27 protein-coding genes are annotated in these 21,809 nt (G+C 70.7%); 14 read left to right on the top strand and 13 right to left on the bottom strand.

Annotated features, from left to right (window positions below):
* Positions 1-10 precede the first annotated feature (10 nt).
* Positions 11-1,552, bottom strand: coding sequence for a S8 family peptidase (locus tag SD460_RS13710; protein WP_318306210.1), 1,542 nt, complete (start codon positions 1,550-1,552; stop codon positions 11-13).
* Between the two features lie 231 nt (positions 1,553-1,783).
* Between SD460_RS13710 and SD460_RS13705 the strand changes: the two genes are divergently transcribed.
* From SD460_RS13705 to SD460_RS13695, 3 genes are read left to right on the top strand one after another with little or no spacing between them, the layout of a single operon-like run.
* The gene (locus SD460_RS13705) at positions 1,784-2,302 is read left to right on the top strand and encodes a GNAT family N-acetyltransferase (protein WP_290049627.1); all 519 of its coding nucleotides are present in this window, start codon (positions 1,784-1,786) and stop codon (positions 2,300-2,302) included.
* Between the two features lie 13 nt (positions 2,303-2,315).
* A complete protein-coding gene (locus SD460_RS13700; RefSeq protein WP_290049629.1) occupies positions 2,316-3,275 on the top strand; it encodes an LLM class flavin-dependent oxidoreductase in 960 nt (319 codons plus the stop codon).
* Between the two features lie 49 nt (positions 3,276-3,324).
* Complete coding sequence (locus SD460_RS13695) at positions 3,325-3,927, top strand: LysE family translocator (protein ID WP_290049630.1); 603 nt, start codon at positions 3,325-3,327, stop codon at positions 3,925-3,927.
* Here SD460_RS13695 and SD460_RS13690 read toward each other — a convergent pair.
* From SD460_RS13690 to SD460_RS13675, 4 genes are read right to left on the bottom strand one after another with little or no spacing between them, the layout of a single operon-like run.
* Entirely contained in the window at positions 3,924-4,793 is an 870-nt protein-coding gene (locus SD460_RS13690; protein ID WP_438860532.1) for an ABC transporter substrate-binding protein, read from the bottom strand. The genes SD460_RS13695 and SD460_RS13690 overlap by 4 nt on opposite strands.
* Positions 4,794-4,804: 11 nt before the next feature.
* The gene (locus tag SD460_RS13685) at positions 4,805-5,488 is read right to left on the bottom strand and encodes an ABC transporter permease (protein WP_290049634.1); all 684 of its coding nucleotides are present in this window, start codon (positions 5,486-5,488) and stop codon (positions 4,805-4,807) included.
* Positions 5,485-6,153: an ABC transporter permease gene (locus SD460_RS13680; protein WP_290049636.1), complete on the bottom strand. Its 669-nt coding sequence runs from the start codon at positions 6,151-6,153 to the stop codon at positions 5,485-5,487. The genes SD460_RS13685 and SD460_RS13680 overlap by 4 nt, the downstream gene beginning before the upstream one ends.
* Positions 6,150-7,235 carry an ABC transporter ATP-binding protein gene (locus SD460_RS13675; RefSeq protein WP_290049638.1) on the bottom strand — a complete coding sequence of 362 codons (1,086 nt, stop codon included), beginning with the start codon at positions 7,233-7,235 and terminating at the stop codon, positions 6,150-6,152. Before SD460_RS13675 ends, SD460_RS13680 begins: the two co-directional genes overlap by 4 nt.
* A 93-nt stretch (positions 7,236-7,328) precedes the next feature.
* On the opposite strand from SD460_RS13675, the gene SD460_RS13670 reads away from it, so the two are divergent.
* Positions 7,329-8,738: a bis-aminopropyl spermidine synthase family protein gene (locus tag SD460_RS13670; RefSeq protein WP_290049639.1), complete on the top strand. Its 1,410-nt coding sequence runs from the start codon at positions 7,329-7,331 to the stop codon at positions 8,736-8,738.
* Between the two features lie 92 nt (positions 8,739-8,830).
* Here the strand turns inward: SD460_RS13670 and SD460_RS13665 are convergent, their stop codons facing one another.
* Positions 8,831-10,012 (bottom strand): NAD(P)-dependent malic enzyme, encoded by a 1,182-nt coding sequence (locus tag SD460_RS13665; RefSeq protein ID WP_290049641.1) that lies wholly within the window; start codon positions 10,010-10,012, stop codon positions 8,831-8,833.
* A gap of 357 nt (positions 10,013-10,369) precedes the next feature.
* Between SD460_RS13665 and SD460_RS13660 the strand changes: the two genes are divergently transcribed.
* The 3 genes from SD460_RS13660 to SD460_RS13650 all read left to right on the top strand — a co-directional run bounded on the left by SD460_RS13660 (position 10,370) and on the right by SD460_RS13650 (position 11,887).
* The gene (locus SD460_RS13660; protein ID WP_290049642.1) at positions 10,370-10,975 is read left to right on the top strand and encodes a dTDP-4-dehydrorhamnose 3,5-epimerase family protein; all 606 of its coding nucleotides are present in this window, start codon (positions 10,370-10,372) and stop codon (positions 10,973-10,975) included.
* A gap of 67 nt (positions 10,976-11,042) precedes the next feature.
* Positions 11,043-11,456 carry an SRPBCC family protein gene (locus SD460_RS13655; RefSeq protein ID WP_290049643.1) on the top strand — a complete coding sequence of 138 codons (414 nt, stop codon included), beginning with the start codon at positions 11,043-11,045 and terminating at the stop codon, positions 11,454-11,456.
* On the top strand, positions 11,453-11,887 hold the full coding sequence (locus SD460_RS13650; protein WP_290049644.1) for a MarR family winged helix-turn-helix transcriptional regulator: 435 nt from the start codon (positions 11,453-11,455) through the stop codon (positions 11,885-11,887). Before SD460_RS13655 ends, SD460_RS13650 begins: the two co-directional genes overlap by 4 nt.
* On the opposite strand, the gene SD460_RS13645 is transcribed toward SD460_RS13650, so the two are convergent.
* On the bottom strand, positions 11,877-13,487 hold the full coding sequence (locus SD460_RS13645; RefSeq protein ID WP_290049646.1) for a GMC oxidoreductase: 1,611 nt from the start codon (positions 13,485-13,487) through the stop codon (positions 11,877-11,879). The genes SD460_RS13650 and SD460_RS13645 overlap by 11 nt on opposite strands.
* Positions 13,488-13,575: 88 nt before the next feature.
* Between SD460_RS13645 and SD460_RS13640 the strand changes: the two genes are divergently transcribed.
* Complete coding sequence (locus SD460_RS13640) at positions 13,576-13,953, top strand: hypothetical protein (protein WP_290049648.1); 378 nt, start codon at positions 13,576-13,578, stop codon at positions 13,951-13,953.
* Here the strand turns inward: SD460_RS13640 and SD460_RS13635 are convergent.
* Entirely contained in the window at positions 13,950-14,423 is a 474-nt protein-coding gene (locus SD460_RS13635) for a hotdog fold domain-containing protein (protein WP_290049649.1), read from the bottom strand. The genes SD460_RS13640 and SD460_RS13635 overlap by 4 nt on opposite strands.
* Positions 14,424-14,506: 83 nt before the next feature.
* Here SD460_RS13635 and SD460_RS13630 point away from each other — a divergent pair, with 83 nt between their 5' ends.
* The gene (locus tag SD460_RS13630) at positions 14,507-15,097 is read left to right on the top strand and encodes an acid phosphatase (protein ID WP_290049650.1); all 591 of its coding nucleotides are present in this window, start codon (positions 14,507-14,509) and stop codon (positions 15,095-15,097) included.
* Position 15,098: 1 nt separating this feature from the next.
* Positions 15,099-15,581 (top strand): GNAT family N-acetyltransferase, encoded by a 483-nt coding sequence (locus tag SD460_RS13625; RefSeq protein ID WP_290049651.1) that lies wholly within the window; start codon positions 15,099-15,101, stop codon positions 15,579-15,581.
* Between the two features lie 70 nt (positions 15,582-15,651).
* On the opposite strand, the gene SD460_RS13620 is transcribed toward SD460_RS13625, so the two are convergent.
* Positions 15,652-16,122, bottom strand: a complete 471-nt coding sequence (locus tag SD460_RS13620) for a hypothetical protein (RefSeq protein WP_318306209.1) — start codon at positions 16,120-16,122, stop codon at positions 15,652-15,654.
* Between the two features lie 314 nt (positions 16,123-16,436).
* Here SD460_RS13620 and SD460_RS13615 point away from each other — a divergent pair, with 314 nt between their 5' ends.
* Together SD460_RS13615 and SD460_RS13610 are read left to right on the top strand one after the other, a co-directional pair.
* Positions 16,437-17,363: a diacylglycerol/lipid kinase family protein gene (locus tag SD460_RS13615; RefSeq protein ID WP_290049688.1), complete on the top strand. Its 927-nt coding sequence runs from the start codon at positions 16,437-16,439 to the stop codon at positions 17,361-17,363.
* A gap of 275 nt (positions 17,364-17,638) precedes the next feature.
* Positions 17,639-17,893, top strand: coding sequence for a WhiB family transcriptional regulator (locus SD460_RS13610; protein WP_043777259.1), 255 nt, complete (start codon positions 17,639-17,641; stop codon positions 17,891-17,893).
* A 300-nt stretch (positions 17,894-18,193) separates the two neighbouring features.
* Here the strand turns inward: SD460_RS13610 and SD460_RS13605 are convergent, their stop codons facing one another.
* A complete protein-coding gene (locus SD460_RS13605; RefSeq protein ID WP_290049657.1) occupies positions 18,194-19,714 on the bottom strand; it encodes a sensor histidine kinase in 1,521 nt (506 codons plus the stop codon).
* Positions 19,715-19,716: 2 nt separating this feature from the next.
* Positions 19,717-19,929, bottom strand: coding sequence for a biotin/lipoyl-binding carrier protein (locus SD460_RS13600; protein WP_290049658.1), 213 nt, complete (start codon positions 19,927-19,929; stop codon positions 19,717-19,719).
* 100 nt (positions 19,930-20,029) lie between these two features.
* Between SD460_RS13600 and SD460_RS46970 the strand changes: the two genes are divergently transcribed.
* On the top strand, positions 20,030-20,104 hold the full coding sequence (locus SD460_RS46970; RefSeq protein WP_370444718.1) for a 50S ribosomal protein bL37: 75 nt from the start codon (positions 20,030-20,032) through the stop codon (positions 20,102-20,104).
* A 65-nt stretch (positions 20,105-20,169) separates the two neighbouring features.
* On the opposite strand, the gene rsrA is transcribed toward SD460_RS46970, so the two are convergent.
* Together rsrA and SD460_RS13590 are read right to left on the bottom strand one after the other, a co-directional pair.
* Complete coding sequence (rsrA, locus tag SD460_RS13595) at positions 20,170-20,490, bottom strand: mycothiol system anti-sigma-R factor (protein ID WP_290049659.1); 321 nt, start codon at positions 20,488-20,490, stop codon at positions 20,170-20,172.
* Positions 20,487-21,110 (bottom strand): sigma-70 family RNA polymerase sigma factor, encoded by a 624-nt coding sequence (locus SD460_RS13590; protein ID WP_318306208.1) that lies wholly within the window; start codon positions 21,108-21,110, stop codon positions 20,487-20,489. The genes rsrA and SD460_RS13590 overlap by 4 nt, the downstream gene beginning before the upstream one ends.
* Before the next feature lie 194 nt (positions 21,111-21,304).
* Here SD460_RS13590 and ybaK point away from each other — a divergent pair, with 194 nt between their 5' ends.
* Positions 21,305-21,781, top strand: coding sequence for a Cys-tRNA(Pro) deacylase (ybaK, locus tag SD460_RS13585; protein WP_290049661.1), 477 nt, complete (start codon positions 21,305-21,307; stop codon positions 21,779-21,781).
* Positions 21,782-21,809: the final 28 nt, after the last annotated feature.

The raw sequence follows: 21,809 nt of genomic DNA, 5'->3' as shown, positions 1-21,809 counted from the left end.
GGCAAGCCACTCAGACGGTCAACGACCAGCTGTCGATGCGCCCGGTGTCGATCGCGGCGACGTCCTGGACCCGCAGGGACCAGGTGCCGTTCGCGGCCTCACCGGAGACGTTCGCGCTGTAGGTCGTGTCGATGTTGTCCGAGGAATCGCTGCCGGAGTTCTTCAGCCGGTACGCCGAACCGTCCGGCGCGACCAGGTCGATCACCAGGTCGCCGACGTAGGTGTGGACGATGTGGACCTCCACGGCCGTCGTGGCCGAGGCGTTGCGGTTGCAGCCCGAGACGGTCACCGCGCTGGTCACCGCGGCGCCGCGGTCGGGGATGGCGACGTCGGTGCCGTTGGTGACGGTGCCGCAGGTCGGCGGCGGCGGGGTCGTGCCGGTGCCGGTGTAGAGCAGGACGTTCGGCGACCCGGTACCCGGGCTCGTCACCTTGCCGGTGGTGCCGTTCGCGACGAGGGCGTCGCGGACCTGCTGCGGCGTCGCGCCGGCGTTCGTGGCCAGGTACAGCGCCGCCGCGCCGACGACGTGCGGGGTCGCCATCGACGTGCCGCTGATCGTGTTGGTGGCGGTGCTGCTGCCGATCCACGACGACGTGATGCCGCTGCCCGGCGCGAAGATGTCGAGGCACGAGCCGACGTTGGAGTAGCTCGCGCGGGCGTCGGTGGACGTCGTCGCGCCGACGGTGATGCCCGCCGCGACGCGGCCCGGGGAGCCGTTGCACGCGTTGGCGCCGTTGTCGTTGCCCGCCGCGAGGCCGTAGGTGATGCCCGCGGTGATCGAGCGCTGCACCGCGGCGTCGAGCGTGCTCGAGGCGCCGCCGCCGAGGCTCATGTTCGCGACGGCCGGCTTGATCGCGTTGGCCGTCACCCAGTCGACACCGGAGATGACGCCGGCGGTGGTGCCGGAGCCGCTGCAGTTGAGGACGCGGACGGCGACCAGCTTGACCTCCTTGGCCAGGCCGTACTGCGAGCCGCCGATGGTGCCGGCGACGTGCGTGCCGTGGCCCTGGCAGTCGGTGGCGTTGCTGTCGTTGTCGACGAAGTCGTAGCCCGACGTCGCCCGGCCGCCGAAGGTGCTGTGCGTGAGGTTGATGCCGGTGTCGATCACGTACGCGTGCACGTTCGACGCCGTCGTGCTGTAGCTGTACTTCTGGTCGAGCGGCAGGTTCCGCTGGTCGACCCGGTCCAGCCCCCACGACGGCGGGTTCAGCTGGTCGGCGCTCGCCCGCACGACCTTGTTCTGCTCCACAGTGGACACCGCGGGGTCGGCGGCGATGCGCTTCGCCTGGGTCTCGGACATCGTGCCGGTGAAGCCGCGCAGGGCCGCGGAGAACGTCCTCGCGACCGTGCCGCCGTGGCGGCTCGTGACTTCCTTCGCCTTGCTCTCCGCCGCCGTGCCGTCCTTGAACACGACGATGTAGCTGTCCTTGACGGCGTCGGCGCCGCCGGCCCCGAGGATGGTCCCTTCGCTCGCCGTCGCGACGGCGTTGCCGCTCAGCGCGGTCAACGCCGAAACGGCGGCGACGACCCCGATCTTGGTCACCAGGCGCATGGTTCGTCCCTTTCTGGGCAGGGTCGACCGGGCGGTGCACGGCCGCCGGGTCGCCAGGGGTGAGACGTGAAGCGCGTTCACGTGGAACGTGGACGGAACTTTAAGTCGCGTCCACAGAGATCGGTAGATCGTCCGGTTTGCGCAGTTCAAGACCACTCGAACGGTCCCCTACCAAAGTCTGCCCGCGAAAACGATTTCCGCTCGGCGCCGGTTCGCGGCAAGGTGACGCCCATGCTGATCCGCCGCGCGACCCCGGCCGACCAGGCCGCGATCCACCGAGTGCACAGCGAAGCGTTCCGGCGCGAGGAGGGCGTGACCCCGGTCGAGGCCCCGCTCGTGGACGGGTTGAGAGCCGACGGCGACCTCCTCGACGCACTGTCCCTGGTGGCGATGCACGACGGCGAAGTCGTCGGGCACGTGTGCTGCAGTCCGGCCCGCGTCGGCGAGGACAGGGTGGCGGCGGTCGGGCTCGGCCCGCTCGGCGTGCTGCCGGCGCACCAGGCGCGCGGGGTCGGCTCGGCACTCGTGCACGCGGTCCTCGGCGCGGCGGACGCGTGCGGCTACGGCGTGGTCGTCCTGCTCGGCAACCCGGACTACTACACGCGGTTCGGCTTCGTCACCGCGTCGACGCTCTCGATCACCGCGCCGGATCCGGCCTGGGGCAAGCACTTCCAGGCCCGGACGCTGGCGGGGTACAAGTCCACCCACGCGGGCGCGTTCGAGTACGCGCCGGCGTTTTCCCGGATCTGAACAGGAGTCGCCGATGTACGCACCGACCACGTCCGTGGGAGTCCGGATCAACCGCGAGCAGCCGCCGGCCAAGCTGGTCGAGCTGGCGCGGCAGGCCGAAGCCGCCGGGCTCGACGAAGTCTGGCTGGTCGAGGACTGCTTCTGGGCGGCGGGCATCGCCACGGTCGCGACGGCGCTGGCGGTGACGTCGACGATCAAGGTGGGCATCGGCGTCCTCCCGGCGGTCGCGCGCAACCCGGCGATCGCGGCGATGGAGCTCGCGGCGCTGGCCGGGCTGCACCCGGGCCGCCTGATCGGCGGCTTCGGCCACGGCGTCGCGTCGTGGATGCGCCAGATCGGCGCGTATCCGGAGTCGCAGCTGGCGGCGCTGGAGGAAACACTGGTGGCGGTCCGCCGCCTCCTGGCCGGCGAGCGGGTCTCGATGACCGGACGGCACGTGTCGCTGGACGAGGTCGAGCTGGTCTTCCCCCCGTCTTCCGTGCCCCCGCTCCTGGCGGGCGTCCGGCGCCCGAAGTCCCTGGCGATCGCGGGCGCGGCGGCGGACGGCACGATCCTGGCCGAGCCGTCCCCACCGGAGTTCGTCCGGACGGCGCTGGCCGGCATCGCGGCGTCCGGCCCGCACGCACTGGTGACGTACAACTGGCTCGCGCTGGGCGACGGCGATCGAGCCCGCCGGACGGTGGCGGAGTCGCTGACGCCGGGCGCGCGGGTCCAGGTGGAGGGCCTGCCGTTCGCGGCGGAGCTGCTGGCATTGGTCGATTCGGCGGCCACAGTGGACGATTTGGCGGCAGGGCTGCGCCCGGAGTGGCTGGGCAAGCTGGCGATCTGCGGTTCGTTGGAGGAGTGCGTGACGTCGGTGCGCGCGCTGCACGCGGCCGGGAGCGGGTCGGTGGTGCTGCTGCCGCTGCCGGAGGAACCGCCGGAGCAGGGTATCGAGGACGCGGGCCGAGTAGCGGCGGCCCTGCGCGGCTGAGGGCCGAAAAGGAGTTCTCGGTGCGGGCCCGGCGTGTCAGGATCGGGGCATGCCGGTCGATCCGCACCTCCTCCTGGCCTTCGTCCTCACCACCCTCGTCGCCATGGTGACGCCCGGTCCGGACATGCTCTTCATCCTCGGCTGCGGCATGCGCGGCGGCCCGAAAGCCGGGCTGCTCGCCACCGCCGGAGTCGCCACCAGTGAGGCCATCCACGTCGCCGTGGCCGCGGCGGGGCTGGCCGCGCTGTTCGGCGCTGTGCCCGTGGCCTTCACCGTGGTCCGGATCGCCGGAGCCGGCTACCTGATCTACCTCGGCGTGCAGGCCATCCGGAACCGGAAGCCGCTCGTCGAGCGGAAGGCTGAGCGGGCCTATCTCAGCGGGCTGCTCACCAACCTGCTCAACCCGAAGATGGTCACCTTCACCATCGCCTTCCTCCCGCAGTTCATCGACCCCGCGCGCGGGAACCTCTGGCTGCAGTTCGCGGTCCTCGGCGCGATCCTGATCGTGTTCGAGTTCCTCGTCGACGGCGCCGTGGGCGTGCTCGCCGGCCGGATCGGGGGGTGGGTGCGGCGGAAGAAGAACCAGCGGCGCATCGAGGTCGCCACCGGGGGCATCTTCATCGGCCTCGGCGTGAAGCTGGCCCTCGACTAGGACTTCAGGTTGTTGCGGGCGAGGAAGTCTTCCGCGATGTCCAGCGGGTTGCGCTTCTCTTCGGTGAACTCGACGTTGAGCCGCGTGAGCTGCTCGGTGGTCAGCGCCGCCGACACGCGGTTGAGTGCCGAAACCTCGCTCGGGGACAGCGTTCCCCGAGCCACCAAGGGCACGATGTTCTGCGCCGGGAACATGTTCTTGTCGTCGACCAGCGGTACGAAGCCGTTCGCGGCGATCGTCGACGACGTGCTGAAGAGGTCCGCCACCTGGACGTCGCCGGACTTAAGCGCCGCCACCGTCACCGGGCCGCCGGTGTCGGTCGTGCGGATCTCCTTGAACTCGCAGCCGTACAACGACTTGATCTTGTCCTTCCAGCGGCTGCTCCACTGGCCCGGCCCGCCGAACACCAGCTCGCCGCAGCGCTTTCCCAGGTCCGAGAACGTCTTCACGCCGGTGGACGCCAGCTGTGGGCCGACCACGAGCAGGTCCTTGTCCTCGGCCGGCGCCTGGTCCAGCACCTCGAAGCCCGCGGGGACCTTCTGGCGGAGCTGCGCGTAGACGTCCTGCGGGGTGGTCGCCTGCGTGTCCTTGTCGAAGTACCGCAACAGGTTCCCGCTGTAGTCCGGCACCACCGACAGCGATTTGTCCTGCAGCGCCTTGACGACGACCTCGCGACTGCCGACCGGCGGCCGCACCGTCACGTTCGTCGCGCCCGCGTTCTTCAGCGCACCGGCGTAGATCTGGGCCAGCAGCAGGCTTTCGCCGACGTCGGACGCCCCGATGATGATGTCCCCGGACGCGCCGCCTTCGCCGCCGCCGGCGAGCGGGTTGCCGCAGCCGGCCGCCAGGACGAGGACGGCCAGCATCAGAAAGCGCTTCACGCCGTCACCTTCTTCGCGGCCGCCGCGAGCTGGACGCCGCGGGGGACCAAGGCGCGGTTCAGCAGCGCGAACAGGATGTCGAGCACGATCGCCAGCAGCGTGGTCAGGAGTGCGCCCGCGATCACCTCGGAATAGTCCAAAATGGCCAGTCCGTCGAGCAGGAACCGGCCCAGGCCACCGAGTCCGACGTACGCGGCCACCGCGGCGGTCGCGACGAGCTGGAGCACGGCGTTGCGGATGCCGCCGAGCACGAGCGGCAGCGAGATCGGCACTTCGACCTTCCAGAGCCGCTGCCAGCCGGTCATCCCGATGCCCTGGGCCGCGTCGACCACGCCGTGGTCGGTCGCCTGCAGGCCGGCGTACGTGCCGGCCAGGATCGGTGGCACGGCCAGCACCACGAGCCCGATGATCGTCGAAGTGACGCTCTCGGTGAAGAGCAGGAACAGGAACGTCACGAGCCCCAGCGTCGGCAGCGCGCGGATCACGTTGCCCGCGCCCACCAGCGCGACGCCGCCGCGTCCGGTGTGGCCGACGAACAGTCCTAAGGGGACAGCGATGACGAGCGCGATGACCAGCGACAAAGCCGTGTAGCCCAGGTGTTCCAGCAACCGCTGCGGGATGCCGTCCGGACCCGACCAGTGCGCCGGGTCGCCGAACCAGTGGACGAGATCGGTGATCACGCGGCACTCACCCGTTCCCACGGCGTCAGGAGGTTCCGGATCCCCACCAGGACCAGGTCGACGACCAGCGCGAGCAGCAGCGTCAGCACGATGCCGACGACGATCGGCGAGAAGTACTCGCGCTGGAAGCCGTCGGTGAACAGCACACCGAGGCCGCCGGTGCCGATCAATGCGCCCACGCTGACCAGGCTGATGTTGCTCACCGCCGCCACCCGCACGCCGGCCGCGAGCACCGGCACGGACAGCGGCAGCTCGACGGCGAAGAACCGGCGCACCGGCTTGTACCCGACGGCGGTCGCGGCGGCGATCACCGGCGGCGCCACGGCATCGAGCGCGTCGAGCACCGGGCGGACCAGCAGCGCCGTGGTGTAGATCGTCAGCGCGACGACGACGTTGACGCTGTCCAGGATCTTCGACCCGATCAGGCCGGGGATGACGACGAACAGCGCGAGCGACGGGATCGTGTAGAGCAGGTTCGCGAGCACCGAAAGGACCTGCCGCGCGGGCCGCCAGCGGTGCCCGACCCAGCCCGCCGCGATCGCGAGGACGATGCCGAACACCAGCGGGAGCAGCGCCAGGTAGACGTGGTCGCCCAGGTCGCCGAGGACTTGGACGCGGTTGTTCGCACTGCTCAGGTAGCGCCCGAGCTCGTCGAAGAAGCTCATGACGCCTGCGGCGTGGCCTCGATCACGTCCAGAACCTGCCGGGCGACGACGCCACCGAGCACGCGGTGGTCTTCGTCGACGACCACGCCGAGGCTGGCCGGGGACGACAGCGCCGCGTCGAGCGCGCCGCGGATCGGTGTGCCGTGGATCCACAGGGAACCGCCGGCGACGAGGTCGTCTTCGGACAGTGCGCCGTCCACTGTGGAGTTCGGGGCCAGCCAGCCGCGGGGTTGCTTGTCGGCGTTGACACCCAGCCGCCAGGCGTCGCTCGCGGGCACCGCCGAACCGATCTCGACGAGCTCGATCTCCTTGATCTCGACGCCTTCGGCGGAGAGGAAGGACAGGCCGCGGTAGCCGCGGTCGCGGCCGACGAAGGACGCCACGAAGTCGTCCACCGGGTGCCGCAGCACGTCGGCGGGGGTGCCGTACTGGGCGAGCTTGCCGCCGACCCGCATCACCGCGACCTTGTCGCCGAGCCGGACGGCCTCGTCGATGTCGTGCGTGACGAACACGATGGTCTTGCCCAGCTGCGACTGCAGCCGCAGCAGCTCGTTCTGCAGGTCCTCGCGGACGATCGGGTCGACGGCGGAGAACGGCTCGTCCATCAGGAGCACCGGCGAGTCCGCCGCGAGCGCGCGGGCGACGCCGACGCGCTGCTGCTGACCGCCCGAGAGCTGCGCGGGGTACCGCTTGCCGAGTTCGGCGGGCAGCCCGATGATCTCCAGCAGCTCGGCGGCCCGCTGCCGCGCCTTCGCCTTGTCCCAGCCCGACAACAGGGGCACGGTCGCGATGTTGTCCAGCACTGTCCTGTGTGGAAAGAGCCCGGCGTGCTGGATGACGTACCCGATGCCGCGGCGCAGCAGCGCCGGGTCGCCTTCGGCGACGTCCTTGCCGTCCAGCAGCACCTGCCCGCCGGTCGGCTCGACCATCCGGTTGATCATCCGCAGCGACGTCGTCTTTCCGCAGCCCGACGGGCCGACGAACACGGTGATCGTGCCGTCCTCGACCGTCAGGTTCAGCTTGTCGACGGCGACCGTCCCATCGGGATACTGCTTGGTCACGTCGCGGAATTCGATGGTCACTGCCACTCCCCATGTCCCGGTCGGCTTCGACCGTAGCCGAGTCCGCGGTGGTTGGCACGCTGTTCCGGCAGGTGGCCACTAGGCTCGTGGTCCGTGACCGCACTCGACGACGTCCTCGCCGCGCACGGCGTCGGCGTCCGCCCGCTGTACCGCGTCATCGACCTCCTGCGCACCGGCGACCACGACCTCGGCGAGCTGGTGCGGCTGTCCACGGCGCCGCGGCGCAGCGTGGAGGACGTCCTGGCCGCGCTCGGCGACGACCTCGACCGCAGCGGCGACCGGCTGCGGATCGCCCCCGGCGTCGCCGCGTCCTACCTGCAGTACAGCGTTCCCCGCTACGGCGACCCGCTCGAAGAAGCCGTCGCGGGGCACGAGCTGCTGCCGAAGATCGCCGAGTGGGTGGCGGAGGTCCCGGCGCCGCTGGCCGCGCTCGACCACGTGCAGGCCACGCCGGAAACCGTGCTGCGCCGCGCGCTGTGGCTGGACGCGCAGTACGACCTCACGACGGCACGGGTGCTGTTCCTCGGCGACCACGACCTGACGTCGCTGGCGGTGCGGGCGGTCTGCCCGGCGGCGTCGCTGACGGTCGTCGACCTCGACGAGCGCGTGCTCGCGTACCTGGACGAGCGCGGCGAGCGCGCGATCGCGACGGCGCACACGGACCTGCGCGTCGGGCTGCCCCCGGCGTTCGCCGGCCGGTTCGACCTGGTGTTCAGCGATCCGCCGTACACGCCCGAAGGCATGGGGCTGTTCGCCGCGCGCGGGGTGCAGGCACTGCGGGAGCCGAGCGAGGGACGGCTGCTGCTGGCCTACGGCTACAGCCCGCGCCACCCGGCGCTGGGCGCGCAGGTGCAGCGGTCGCTGGCCACGCTCGGGCTGACGTTCCAGGCGATCCTGCCGGGCTTCAACCGCTACTTCGGCGCGCAGGCGATCGGCAGCGCGGCGGACCTGTACGTCTGCCAGCCGACGGCGAAGGCCAAGAAGGTGCGCGGCGCCAAGGCGATCTACACGCACGGGCCGCAGTCGGTGGAGGCGGCGGGCACGAAGCCGGCGCTGCTGGAGAAGCTGAAGGAGATCGCGGGGGTCGGCGGGCTCGCGCTGGAGTCGCGGCCGGTGGACTGGTCGATCTCCGGTCCCGAGGGCGACGCCGTCGCGATGGACCTCTCGGGCGACCCCGGGCCGTGGCTGCTGCGGACGCTGCTGGGCACGAACGCCCGCCGGCTGGCCCTGCTGCTGCCGAACGCGCACCCGGACCTCGCGGACCAGGCGTCCCAGGAGGCGCTCGCGTCACTCGTCCAGGGGAAGTATGCGCTGCGGTACCTGCGCAGCACCCCGGACAACCGGCACGCGGTGGTGGTCGCGGACGCCGTCGAGCACCAGGACGAGGTGCTGACCCGCGCCCACGCCCGGCTGGCGAACGTCTCCCTCGACGTACCCGAGGACCTCACGGACCTGCGCCTGGTCGACGTCCCCCGCCACCGCCTCCCCGCCCTGCTCCGCTGAACCGCAAAGCGCCACTTTCATAGGGAAAGTGGCGCTTTGCGGTTCAAAGCGGAGCTTTCATAGGGAAAGTGCCGCCCTCGGGAAGCGGGGGGTCAGGCGGTGACGCCGTCGGCTTCCGCGGCCTTCGCCACCGCCGCCGCGACCTCCGGGGCCACCCGCGGGTCGAGCGGGCTCGGGACGATGCGGTCCGGGCCGAGGTCGTCCGTCGCGACCGACACGATCGCCTCGGCGGCCGCCAGCTTCATGTTCTCCGTGATCGCCCGCGCGCCGGAGTCCAGCGCGCCGCGGAAGACGCCCGGGAACGCCAGCACGTTGTTGATCTGGTTCGGGAAGTCGCTGCGGCCGGTGGCCACGATCGACGCGTAGCGCGCCGCGACCTCCGGGTGGACCTCCGGGTCCGGGTTCGACAGCGCGAACACGATGCCGCCGCCGGCCATGCGGCCCAGCAGCGACTCGTCGATCGTCGCGCCGGACAGGCCGAGGAAGACGTCGGCGCCTTCGAGCGCCTCGGCGAGGCCGCCGCGCAAGCCGGCCTTGTTCGTCGTCTCGGCCAGCCGCTGCTTGATCGGGTTCAAGCCGTCGCGGCCGTCGTGGATGATGCCGCGCGAGTCGAGGACGGTGACGTCGCCGATGCCGGCTTCCCGCAGGATCTTGGCGCAGGCGACACCCGCCGCACCGGCCCCGGAGACGACGACGCGCTGGTCGGCGATCGCGCGGTCGAGCACCAGGTTGGCGCCGCGCAGCGCGGCCAGCGTGACGATGGCCGTGCCGTGCTGGTCGTCGTGCATGACCGGGCAGTCGAGGGCTTCCTTGAGCTTGTCCTCCAGCTCGAAGCACCGCGGCGCGGAGACGTCCTCCAGGTTGACGGCCCCGAAGGACGGCCGCAGCCGCACCAGCGTCTCGACGATCTCGTCGACGTCGGTGGTGTCCAGGACCAGCGGGATCGAGTCGAGCCCGCCGAACGTCTTGAAGAGGACCGACTTGCCCTCCATGACCGGCAGCGACGCGCTCGCGCCGATGTCGCCGAGGCCGAGCACCGCCGTCCCGTCGCTGACCACGACGACCAGCCGGTCCGCCCACGTGTACCGCTTGGCCTTGGCGGCGTCTTCGGCGATCGCGCGGCTCACCTTCGCCACACCCGGGGTGTACGCGATCGAAAGGTCACGCGGGCTGGAGATGGGGCGCGTGGCCGCCACCGAGAGCTTGCCGCCCTCGTGCCCGGTGAAGATCTCTTCGTCGGTGACCGGTGCGACGGCGCCGGTGGGGTCGCTCATGGGGTTTCCTGTCGTCGTTTCCGTCATTCGTCCAGTGGGAATGACGGAACTCGCGGATCGAACGTGTGTCACTGGAATTTCTCCTGGGCCTGCGAGCGGGGGGCCACGGCTACAGGGGACACCGTGGTGATTCCCGGCACGGCAGCCCAGCGCGGTAGCGCCGGCCTGTCGGCGAGGCGTCACGTCGGCCATCGGTGCCGTGGGTCTGGCGATGGCCGCGGACGCGGCGGTCCAATCAGTGTGACAGGTCCGGTCGCGGGGTGGACCCCTCGGTGCGGTTCATGTCACACCAAAGCCCCATTCCGGCAATTCCCAAGACGTCTGTCCGGTTTTCTTGGCACCCGATATGATGAAGTCATGCAATTCCGCCGGCTGAGCGTCCCGGACGCCTTCGAGTTCTTCCCCCGGGCGTTCCCCGACGATCGAGGCGTGTTCGTGGCCCCGTTCCAGGAGGAAGCCTTCCGCTCCGCCGTCGGCCACCCGCTGCGCCTCGGCCAGTCCAACCACAGCGTGTCCCGGCGCGGCACGATCCGCGGGATCCACTTCGCCGACACGCCACCCGGCCAGGGCAAGTACATCTACTGCCCGCGCGGGTCGCTGCTCGACGTCGTCGTCGACCTCCGCGTCGGATCGCCCACCTTCGGCGAGTGGGACGCGGTCCGGCTCGACTCGAGCGAGTACCGGGCCGTCTACGTCGCCGAGGGCCTCGGCCACGGCTTCGTCGCGCTCGAGGACGACACGGTGATGGCTTACCTCTGCTCCGAGCCGTACACGCCGACGGGCGAGCACGGGATCAGCCCGCTCGACCCCGCGCTGAACCTGCCGTGGCCGGCGGAGCTCGAGCCCGTCCTCTCCCCCAAGGACGTCGCTGCCCCCACGCTGGCCGAAGCCCGCGAGAGCGGCCTGCTGCCGGTGTACGAGGACTGCGTCGCCTACTACGACAAGCTGCGCTCGATGGGCTGAGCCGCCGGCCGGCTCGGCATCGCGAAACTGCTTGCCCATTTAGTAAGCGCGCATATAGTCTGCCCGCATGTCACTTTACGAGTACGAGCACAGCGAGACGTCCACCGCGCCCGCCGCCGCGATCTGGCCGCTCTGGGCCGACACCACGCGCTGGCCGGAGTGGGACGCCGGCGTCCGGTCGGTGGTCGTCGACGGCCCGTTCACGGCCGGGACCAGCGGCACCATGACCATGGACGGGATGCCGCCGATCCCGTTCACGCTCACCGAGGTCACCGAAGGGCGCAGCTTCACCGACGAGACCCGCCTGCCCGACTCGTTCCTGCGGTTCGAGCACGTCCTGACCGACGTCGAGGGCGGCACGCGGATCACCTACCGCGTCACCGTCGACGGTCCCGAAGGGTTCGGCCCGCAGGTCACCGAGGACACCCCGGACGCGATGCAAGCGCTGGCGAAGCTGGCTGAGGCAAGCTCACTGACATGACCACGCCCGAGTCCCGCCTGCCCGGCCCCGAGCGCAGCCCCGGCTTCCTGCTGTGGCGCGTGACGCTGGCCTGGCAGCGGGCGATGCGGGCCGCACTGGCCCCGCACGACCTCACGCACGTCCAGTTCGTGCTGCTGACGACGACGTGGTGGCTCACCCGCTCGGGCGAGCCACCGTCCCAGCGGCAACTCGCCGAGCGGGCGGGCACCGACACGATGATGACCAGCCAGGTGGTCCGCAAGCTCGCCGAACGCGGACTGCTCGCCCGCGCCGACGACCCTTCCGACGCCCGCGCGAAGCGCCTGGAGGTCACGCCGGCCGGCCTGGAGCTGGTCGCGAAGGCGCTGAAGGACGTCGAGGCCGCCGACGCGTCCTTCTTCGAGGGCGTCGGCGACGGCTTCACCGAATCACTGGCCCGGCTCAGCCCCTGACGTCTTCGGCGAGGACGCGCTCGATGTTGCGCTCGGCGAGCGCCGTGATCGTCACGAACGGGTTGACGCCGGTGCTGCCGGGGATGAGCGAGCCGTCCGTGACGTACAGGTTCCGGTAGCCCTTCACGCGGCCGTAGCCGTCGGTGGCCTCGCCGAGCACCAGGCCGCCCAGCGGGTGGTAGGTGAAGCGGTTCTCGAACGTGCGCGTGTCGCCGAAGAGGTCGTAGCGGTAGATCGTCTTGTTCGCCCGGTTGACCTTGTCGAACAGCGCCTTCGCGGCGTCGATCGACGGCTGCCCCTGCGACGCCGACCAGCGCAGTTTCGCCGAGTCGCTCGCCGCGTCGTAGGTGAAGTGGCCGCGTTCGGGGTTCTTGGTGATGGCCAGGTAGAGGCTGACCCACGTCTCGAGCCCGGCGGGCACCGGCGCGATCTCGGCGAACGCCGGGTGCACCGGGTCGGCCCAGTTGTCGATGCCGAGCGCGGGCATGCCGGACTGCAGGCTGCCGGTGGTGTCCCAGACGTGGTTGGCGCGGCCGAGCATGACGTTGCCGTTCGTGCCCCAGCCCTGCCCGATCGCGTCGTTCAGCTCGGGGAGCCCGCCGGTCTCGCGGGCGCGCAGCAGCAGCTCGGTCGAGCCGAGGCTGCCGGCCCCGAGGAACAGGTGCTTCGTGGTGACGTGCTTGGTGCCGAGGACGGTTCCGCGGTCGTCGATCTCGCGCACGACCAGCACGTACGTCCCGTCCGGCTGCCGGCTGACTTCGCGGACCTCGTGCAGCGCCTGGATGGTCACGTTCCCGGTGCCGAGCGCGGCGGCGAGGTAGGACTTGTCGAGTGAGCGCTTCCCGTGGTTGTTGCCGTAGATGACCTCGGACGCGTCGGCCGAACGCGGGACCGTGCCCGCCTCCTCGCGCCGCAGGTAGTCCATGTCGTAGACGCTGGGCACGAACACCGTGTCGAACCCGGCCTTGCGCGCGGCCTTCCGCGAGACGCGGGCGTACTGGTAGGAGCGGCACGTCTCGAACCACGCCGGGTCGACGACGTTGACGCCCAGCTGGGCGCGGGCCCGCGGGAAGTACTTGCCGTACATCTCGTCGGCGTCGACGCCCGGGAGGATTTCCTCGAAGTAGGAGCGCTTCGGCGTCACCGCCATCGCGCCGTTGACCAGCGAGCCGCCGCCGACGCCGCGGCCGAGGTACACCGCCATGTCGCCGTAGTTCACCCGGTCGAGCACGCCGGCGTAGCGCCCGATGTCGCGGTTGGCGAGGTCGAGCCAGAGGAACGACGCGAGCGGCGCTTCGGTGCGATCCGTGAACCACATCGACCGCTCGTCCGGGGTGAGCATCGGGCAGAAGACCTTGCCGTCGGCGCCCGGCGTGCTCCAGAGCCGGCCCATCTCGAGCATCAGCGTCGGGATCCCGGCCTCGCCGAGCCGCAACGCCGTCACGGCGGCGCCGTAGCCGGTGCCGACCACCACCGCCGGGACGTGCGCGGGCAGCGTCGCGGCGGCCGCGGGCCGGGTGGAAACCGTGGTCAGCCCGAGTGCGGCGGCGGAGTTCAGTGCGGCGAGGCCGAGGAAGCGGCGGCGGGAGAAGGCAGACATGCTCCCGATCATGACCCAGTTGAGTGAACAGTGTTAACTATTTGGAACACGTTTCACCCAGTCGAGGGAAATCCTCGGGTCCCCCTGGGTGCGATCCCGGCTGCCGTCGTTCGACTTCTCGGACTGCCCGGCACCGCCCTCGAACGCCGACCCGGGCACGTGGCGTTGCGAAGCCTTCGTCTCCCAAGGAAAACTCACGATCGACGGTCGGGAGATCCCACTCGGGGAACTGCGCCTGACGTTCAGCGAAGGCCGCGTGAACGGCCAGTACGCCCAGGCGTTCGGCGCGCTGCGGCACGAGCCGGTGCGCGTCGCCGGCTTGGCGGGCGCGACGCTCCAGCTGCGCTACGGCGGCTATTCGGACTTCCAGGGCAACGCGCTCGTCGACCAGCAGCCGGGCCTGCCCTCGCCGTCGGGTCAGAACACGTTCCACCAGACGACGTACGTGCAGTACCAGCAGCTCTAACGCTTCTTCGGCGTCACCCAGATGGTGATCGTCCCGGTGACCACGGCCTTGCCGCCAGAGTCCGAAATGGTCACCGGGACGTCCAGCTCGACACCCTCGTCGCCGAAGTCCGGCAACCCGGGCAGCGACGCCACCGCGCGCAGGCCCGTTTCGGCCTTGGCGACGTACTGGACGTTCATGCCCTTCGGCAGCCAGCGGTGCGTCGGGGGGACGGTCGCTTCGGCGAGCATGCCCATCGCGATCTCGGCGAGGTTGCAGGCGGCGATCGCGTGGAACGTGCCGATGTGGTTGTAAACACCCCACCACTTGGGCGCGGTGACCTCGCAGTGGCCGGGCCGCAGCTCGCGCACCGAGGGCAGCACCGTGCGGAAGTACGGCACGCGCACGCACATCGCGGCGCTGAACAGCTGTTTCCCGCCCGGCTTCGCGGCCAGCTTGTGCCACAGCGCGAACGTCGGCGTCACGGACATGGGGGTCTCCTCGAACTAAGCTACTGCTCAGTAGCTAAGCAGACGACCTGCTCGCGCGCAAACGGCCGGGTATGTTCGGCCGCGTGGCGAACCGTCTCTTCCTCCTCCGGCACGGGCAGACCGAATGGTCGCTGAACGGGCGGCACACCGGCCGCACGGACATCCCGCTGACCCCGGCGGGCGAGGGCCAGGCACTCGCCGCGGGCGGCACCCTCCGCAGCCTGGTGGGCGGCCCGTCGCTCGTGCTGTCGAGCCCGCGGTCCCGCGCGCTGCGGACCGCCGCGCTGGCCGGGCTGCGCGTCGACGAGGTCACCGAAGACCTGGCCGAGTGGGACTACGGCGACTACGAAGGCGTCACCACGCCGAAGATCCGCGAGACGGTGCCGGGCTGGACGGTCTGGACCCACCCGATCCCCGGCGGGGAAAGCACCGCCGACGTCTCCGCGCGAGCGGACCGCGTGCTGGCGCGCGCTCGCCGCGACACCGAAACCGGCGACGTGATCCTGGTCGGGCACGGGCACTTCAGCCGTGTGCTCGTGGCCCGGTGGATCGGCCTGCCCGCGACCGCCGGCGTCCACTTCGGACTCGACGCGGCCGGTATCGCGGTCCTCGGCGACGAGCGCGGCGAACCCCAGATCGAACACCTCAACCTGCCGCCCGCCCTGGAGGACTGACGTGCCCGACGACCGCATCCGCCGGATCAGACCCGACGACGTCGAGGCCGCCGTCGCCCTCGCGTACGCGCTGGCGGACTACGAGCGCGCGCCCGGCGAGTGCCACCTGACGGTCGAGCAGCTGCACGCCGCGTTGTTCGGCGAAGCGCCGAAGCTGTTCGGGCACGTGGCCGAAGTGGACGGCGAGATCGTCGGCTTCACGGTGTGGTTCCTCAACTTCTCCACCTGGCGCGGGGTGCACGGGATCTACCTGGAGGACCTGTTCGTGCTGCCGGCCAACCGCGGCTCCGGCCTGGGCAAGGCGCTGCTCGCGGCGCTGGCGGCCGAGTGCGTCGCGAACGGCTACGCGCGGCTCGAGTGGTCGGTGCTGGACTGGAACCCGGCCACGGAGTTCTACAAGGCGCTCGGCGCGGTCCCGATGGACGAGTGGACCGTGAACCGCCTCACCGACGAACCCCTGCGGGCACTGGCGGCGCAGGCCTGACCCGCCCCGGTCGTGAGTGTTTAGTCGGGTTAGAACCCGACTGAACACTCACGACCACGGGACCGGGCATTTAGTCCTCTTCGTGTCCCTCGCGCTCGGCCCGGCGGCCGGCGAGGCCGCCGCGTTCGGCGGCTTCCGTCTCGGTCTCGCCCTCGCGCAGGCCCAGCGCCCACGCGCGGGCCGGGCGGCGGAACAGCAGCGCCAGCGCCGCGATGCCGAACAACGCGACCGGCACGCCCCACGCCGGCTCGCCGGACGGCCCGAGCAGGTACCAGCCGAGCCCGATCACGATCAGCGCGATCACCACGCCGGGCGAGCGCGCCCACGTCTGGCCGAGGACCAGCCCCGCCGACGCGGCCAGGAAGGCCAGCGCCACCACGATGAACGTGCCCGACTCGACGTAGACGTTGTTCCCCGGCTGGGACGGCGCCCCCAGGCCGTTCACCAGCACGATGATCCCGAACACCAGCAGGGCGAGCGACGGGACCGCGGTCACCGCGCCGGCCAGCCGGACCTCACGGGGAGCGGGCGAGAGCTTCACTGCGGCGGCCTTCCGGGAGGTCTTTTTCGCGGAGCACAGTGGACTCGACCAGGGCGGGTCACCGTGCGTGAGCTGATTCGATCGTATGCCACCCGGTCGGCCGTTTTCCCGGGACCGCCCGGGCGCTGAGAATTCAGGTGTCGTCGATGAGCGGGCGGTCGGCCCGGGTGCACTTGTCACGACGAGCGGACACTCGCACGTGAAGGAGGGCCGCCCGCCACAGGGTCTCGAAGGTGCTGTTCGCCGGGGTTGCGCCCGTCACCATGCGGGTCCGGAAGGTTCTCGGGCCGCCGGAAGTCACCTACCCTGCGGTGGTGCGCGCAATCCTCGTCGTGAATCCCCAGGCCACCTCGACCACCGCCGGTGGCCGGGACGTGCTGGCGCACGCGCTCGCCAGCCAGGTCAAGCTCGACGTGGTCGAAACCGACTACCGCGGGCACGCCATGGCTGTCGCGCGCTCGGCCGCGCGGGACGGGATCGACCTGGTCGTGGCGCACGGCGGCGACGGCACGGTCAACGAGGTCGTCAACGGCCTGCTGGCGGACGCGGACGGCGATCCTTCGCAAATCGGGCGGGTACCGGCCTTGGGCGTCGTGCCCGGCGGCTCGGCCAACGTCTTCGCCCGCGCCCTCGGCATCTCGTCGGACCCGGTCGAAGCCACCCACCAGCTGCTGAACGCGCTCGAGCACGACCGCTCGCGCCGGGTCGGGCTCGGGCTGGCCGACGGGCACTGGTTCACCTTCAACGCCGGCCTCGGCTGGGACGCCGACGTCGTCGGCCGCGTGGCGAAGCGCCGCGGCAAGCAGACGACCGCCGGTCTCTACCTGCGGGCCGCCGTCCGGTCCTACTTCCGGCCGCCGCTGGGCCGTCCGGCGCTCACGATCCGCGTCCCCGGTCACGAACCCGCCGAAGCGCTGACCGCTTTCGTGTCGAACACCGATCCGTGGAGCTACCTGGGCGAGCGTCCGATCCACCTCAACCCGGGTTGCTCGTTCGAGACGGGATTGGGCCTGTTCGCGTTGAACGGTCTGGGGTTGCCCACGGTGTTCAAGCATGTACGCCGTGCTTTGGCTACGAAGAGCGACCAAAAGGGCCGGCGTCTCGTGCGTCACGATGACCTGCCGATGATCCGCATCGACGCAGCTGAACCGGTAAACTTCCAGGTGGACGGCGACCTCGTCGGCCAGCGGAATCGCGTGGAGTTTTTCAGCGTCCCGGATGCACTCACCGTAATCGTGTGACGACGGGACCACTGATCGCCTGCGGCAAAGTGCAATCTGCCGTTCGTCGACCCAGAAGCTCCACTCAGCGCATCAGCCTTCCCTCAGGCGGGCTGTTTCGGAGAGAAACCGCAGGTCAGAAGCGTCGCTCGGCCGGGTGAGCTGACTCACCGATCTTCCGGAAACCCTTGTCGAAAGCGGTGCTTCGTGAAAGCATTCACAAGCACCCAAGAACACGACCGCCATTGACGACTGTGGCGCGGCCCTCCCGCGCCATGTGTAAGGAGCTCACGAACATGGACTGGCGCCACGACGCGGCCTGCCGAGACGAGGACCCCGAGCTGTTCTTCCCGGTGGGAACCAGCGGTCCGGCTCTGTCGCAGGTAGCTCAGGCGAAGGCCGTGTGCCACCGCTGCCCCTCCGCTTCCGACTGCTTGGCCTGGGCTTTGGCCAGCGGTCAGGACGCCGGCGTGTGGGGCGGCATGAGCGAGGACGAGCGACGCGCGCTCAAGCGCCGCCGTACGCACATCGGCACGCGTACCAACGCCTAAGTTTCACGAGATCCACCGATCCACCCGAGCCGAGTAGGAATTTCACCCGGCGGGCATTTTCGTGCCCACGCCGTCTGGGGTGATACCTACCTGACTCAAGTTTAACAACCGAGGCGAAACCACCTGGAGACGGGTGCGCTGAAACCTCACCGGGACTCCAAGTACTCCCGCGAAAACGTTGAAGGGCCCGGCACCCGCTCCTCAGGGTGCCGGGCCCTCAGCGTTTTTCCTCCCGCGATCCGCACTCGATCACGTCGCGCCCTCCGGATTCCCGCCGAGGTGCGAGTCCAAACAGGATTTTCAGAGGCGACGCGAAAGAGGGATGCGCAGCGCCGCTTCGGTGCCCGTCACCCGGGTCGACGACGCCTCCACGCGCACCTTCCGCAGCGAAAGCGAGCCCCGCAGCTCGGACTCGACGAGCGTCCGCACGATCTGCAGCCCGAGGCCGTCCGACCGCTCCAGCGAGAACCCCGCCGGCAGCCCGCGCCCGTTGTCGCGGATCACGACGTCCAGCCAGCGGGCCGAGCGCTCGACGATCAGCTCGACCTTGCCCGAGCGGCCCGCCGGGAAGGCGTGCTCGATGGCGTTCTGCACCAGCTCGGCCAGCACCATCACCAGCGGCGTCGCGATCTCCGCGACGACCACCCCGAACGAGCCCGTGCGCTTCAGCCCGACCTGCGACTCCGCCGTGGCGACCTCGCCGACCATCGGCAGCACGTTGTCGAGCAGCTTGTCGAGGTCGACGCGCTCGTCCACCGAGATCGACAGGGCCTCGTGCACCAGCGCGATCGACGTCACCCGGCGCACCGACTCGGCCAGCGCGAGCCGGGCCTCCTCCGACGACGTCCGGCGGGACTGCAGGCGCAGCAGCGCGGCCACCGTCTGCAGGTTGTTCTTCACCCGGTGGTGGATCTCGCGGATCGTCGCGTCCTTCGACAGCAGCGCGCGGTCGCGCCGCTTCACCTCGGTGACGTCGCGGACCAGCACCAGCGCGCCCGCGGCCTGCCCGGCCGGGCGCAGCGGCAGCGCGCGGAACAGCACCACGGCGCCGCGCCGCGAATCGGCCTCCGTGCGGCTCGACGGCTTCCCGTCGAGCGCTTCGAGGATCCGGTGCGACACCTCGGTCGCGTCGAACGGGTCGCGGATCAGCGAGCGCGTCAGCGGCGCCAGCCGGGTGCCGACCAGGTCGGATTCGTGCCCCATCCGGTGGTAGGCGGACAGGCCGTTCGGGCTGGCGAAGACGACCGTGCCGCTCGAGTCGAGCCGGATCAGCCCGTCCCCGACCCGCGGCGAGGTGTGCGTGTCGGTCGCGTTGGTGCCGTTCGGCGGGAACGTGCCGTCGACGATCATCTGGCACAGGTCGCCGGCGCTGCCCAGGTACGCGATCTCCAGCGGGCTCGGCACCCGCGGCGCGGCCAGGTTCGTCTCGCGGCTCATCACGGCGATGACCTCGTCGTGGAAGCGCACCGGGATGGCCTCGCGGCGCATCGGCAGGTCGCGGTACCAGTGCGGGTCCTCTTCGCGGCAGATCCGCACCTCGCGCATGGCCTTCGCCAGCTGCGGGTGCTCCTCCACCGTGAACCGCGTGCCGACGACGTCCTCGGGGTGCGCGGTGGGCGCCGTCGTCGGCCGCGCGTGCGCGACGCAGACGAAGTCGCCGCCGTCCGGCTGCAGCTCCTCGGTCACCGGGACCCAGAGCAGGAAGTCGGCGAAGGACAGGTCGGCCAGCAGCTGCCACTCGGCGACCACGGTCTGGAGGTGGTCCGCCGCCTCCCCGGGGAGGCCGGTGTTGTCGGCGAGCAGTTCGGCGAGCGTCGACACGGTTACTCGACCGTCCCGAGGACGTCGCCCTGCTGGACGCGGTCGCCCTTCGCCACGACGAGGCTGGTCAGCGTGCCGGCCTTTTCGCTCACGGCGGGCAGCTCCATCTTCATCGACTCCAGGATCAGCACGGTGTCGCCGGCGTTCAGCGCGGCGCCGGGCGCCGCGACGACCTCGAGCACGGTGCCGACCATTTCCGCCCTGATCTCGGCCATCGCCACCCCTCCTGGTACTCGCCCGGCCACCCCATCCAACCAGAACGGGACGTCATGACACACTTGAGAGGTTGACCAGCTTTGACGACGAGGAGTGAACATGTCGAAGCGCGCCCGCAAGCGTCGCAGCCGGAAGAAGAACGCCGCGAACCACGGCGGCAAGCCCAACTCCTGAGCCGGCGCCGGCACGCAAAAGGCCCCCGCACCGAAGTGCGGGGGCCTTTGTCGTGCTCAGGCGCGTTATTCGGAGCGCTGCTCGAGGGTGATCTCGGTGCGTTCGACCGTCACCCCGCCGCGGGAGGCGACGGTCTGGCGGATCGACGCGCGCAGCCTGCTCTTCAGCTCGGCGGGGGCGTGGTCGCCACCGCACTTGCGGGCCAGGAGCTGCTTGATGTGCTCGTCGATGCCGTACTCCTCGAGGCACGGCGGGCAGTCGTCGATGTGGGCACGCAACGCGGCGTCCCGCTCGGGGCTGCACTCGCGGTCGAGCAGCAGGTAGATGTCGGCGAGCGCCTCTTCGCAGCGGACCTTGTCGGACGAGCCTTCGCACATGTCGCTCATCGCCCGGCCACCTCCTCCTTGGCACCCCGGATGAAGCCGCGTTCCCTCGCGACGTCGGCGAGCAGGTCGCGCAGCTGGGCGCGACCGCGGTGGAGGCGGGACATCACGGTGCCGATGGGGGTGTCCATGATCTCGGCGATCTCCTTGTACGCGAAGCCCTCGACGTCGGCCAGGTACACGGCCAGCCGGAACTCCTCGGGCAGCTTCTGCAGCGCGGCCTTGACGTCGGTGTCGGGCAGGTTGTCCATCGCCTCGACCTCGGCCGACCGCAGCCCCGCGGAGGTGTGGCTCTCCGCCTTGGCGATCTGCCAGTCGGTGATCTCCTCGGTGGGCTGCTGCACCGGCTGCCGCTGCCGCTTGCGGTAGCCGTTGATGTAGGTGTTGGTCAGGATGCGGTACATCCAGGCCTTGAGGTTCGTGCCGGCCTTGAAGGACGCGAAAGCGGCGTACGCCTTCAGGTAGGTCTCCTGGACCAGGTCCTCGGCGTCAGCGGGGTTGCGGGTCATCCGCATCGCGGCCGAGTACAGCTGGTCGAGCAGCGGCATGGCGTCCCGCTCGAAGCGCTCGGCGCGCTCCGCCTCGGTCGCTTCCTCCGGTGCTGAGTTCTGCGTGCTCGGCAAACCGTTCCCTTCCCGCTCGGCGTCGATGCGCGTACGCGCATACGGCGACGTCGAGTTTACGCGGGGGCCGGGCACACCGCGGTTCGCCGGTGCCTCGGGGCGGCGGCGGCTGCGAGAGCGTGTGGTGGCGAGGGTTGTGGTCACGCCCCGTACAACCGATCGGGGCGGGCGGGCATTCCCTAGACTTCCGCACCATGGCTGGCAAGGGCACCCCGGCGACGGCGCTGTTGGGCAAGCAGAAGGTGGCGCACACGCTGCACGCGTACGACCACGACCCCCGCGCGGAGTCGTACGGCCTGGAGGCGGTGGAGGCCCTCGGCCTGGACCGCGCGCGCGTGTTCAAGACCCTGGTCGCCGAGGTCGACGGCCGCCTCGTCGTGGGAGTGGTCCCGGTCACGGGCCAGCTGGACCTGAAGGCACTGGCCGCGGCGGCGGGCGGCAAGAAGGCGAAGATGGCCGACCCGGCGGCGGCCCAGCGGGCGACGGGTTACGTGCTGGGCGGGATCTCACCGCTGGGCCACCGGAGCCGCCTGCCGGTGGTGATCGACGCCTCGGCTCCGACGTTCGAGACGGTGTTCTGTTCGGCGGGGCGGCGAGGTCTCGAGGTGGAGCTGGCCCCGGCCGAGCTGATCCGGCTGACGGGCGCGGTGGTGGCCCCGATCGGGGCCTGACCCGGCTCGCTTGTTGACTGGCCGCCAG

This window comes from Amycolatopsis solani, assembly GCF_033441515.1.
Classification (GTDB): domain Bacteria; phylum Actinomycetota; class Actinomycetes; order Mycobacteriales; family Pseudonocardiaceae; genus Amycolatopsis; species Amycolatopsis solani.
Note: the sequence above shows the minus strand (reverse complement) of the source record. Positions and strands in the feature narration are given on the sequence as shown.

Coding starts and splice junctions, on each gene's coding strand:
- SD460_RS13710 (WP_318306210.1), bottom strand. CDS start 1,552: ATGCGCCTGGTGACCAAGATCGGGGTCGTCGCCGCCGTTTCGGCGTTG.
- SD460_RS13705 (WP_290049627.1), top strand. CDS start 1,784: ATGCTGATCCGCCGCGCGACCCCGGCCGACCAGGCCGCGATCCACCGA.
- SD460_RS13700 (WP_290049629.1), top strand. CDS start 2,316: ATGTACGCACCGACCACGTCCGTGGGAGTCCGGATCAACCGCGAGCAG.
- SD460_RS13695 (WP_290049630.1), top strand. CDS start 3,325: ATGCCGGTCGATCCGCACCTCCTCCTGGCCTTCGTCCTCACCACCCTC.
- SD460_RS13690 (WP_438860532.1), bottom strand. CDS start 4,793: ATGCTGGCCGTCCTCGTCCTGGCGGCCGGCTGCGGCAACCCGCTCGCC.
- SD460_RS13680 (WP_290049636.1), bottom strand. CDS start 6,153: ATGAGCTTCTTCGACGAGCTCGGGCGCTACCTGAGCAGTGCGAACAAC.
- SD460_RS13665 (WP_290049641.1), bottom strand. CDS start 10,012: ATGAGCGACCCCACCGGCGCCGTCGCACCGGTCACCGACGAAGAGATC.
- SD460_RS13660 (WP_290049642.1), top strand. CDS start 10,370: ATGCAATTCCGCCGGCTGAGCGTCCCGGACGCCTTCGAGTTCTTCCCC.
- SD460_RS13655 (WP_290049643.1), top strand. CDS start 11,043: ATGTCACTTTACGAGTACGAGCACAGCGAGACGTCCACCGCGCCCGCC.
- SD460_RS13650 (WP_290049644.1), top strand. CDS start 11,453: ATGACCACGCCCGAGTCCCGCCTGCCCGGCCCCGAGCGCAGCCCCGGC.
- SD460_RS13645 (WP_290049646.1), bottom strand. CDS start 13,487: ATGTCTGCCTTCTCCCGCCGCCGCTTCCTCGGCCTCGCCGCACTGAAC.
- SD460_RS13635 (WP_290049649.1), bottom strand. CDS start 14,423: ATGTCCGTGACGCCGACGTTCGCGCTGTGGCACAAGCTGGCCGCGAAG.
- SD460_RS13610 (WP_043777259.1), top strand. CDS start 17,639: ATGGACTGGCGCCACGACGCGGCCTGCCGAGACGAGGACCCCGAGCTG.
- SD460_RS13600 (WP_290049658.1), bottom strand. CDS start 19,929: ATGGCCGAGATCAGGGCGGAAATGGTCGGCACCGTGCTCGAGGTCGTC.
- rsrA (WP_290049659.1), bottom strand. CDS start 20,490: ATGAGCGACATGTGCGAAGGCTCGTCCGACAAGGTCCGCTGCGAAGAG.
- ybaK (WP_290049661.1), top strand. CDS start 21,305: ATGGCTGGCAAGGGCACCCCGGCGACGGCGCTGTTGGGCAAGCAGAAG.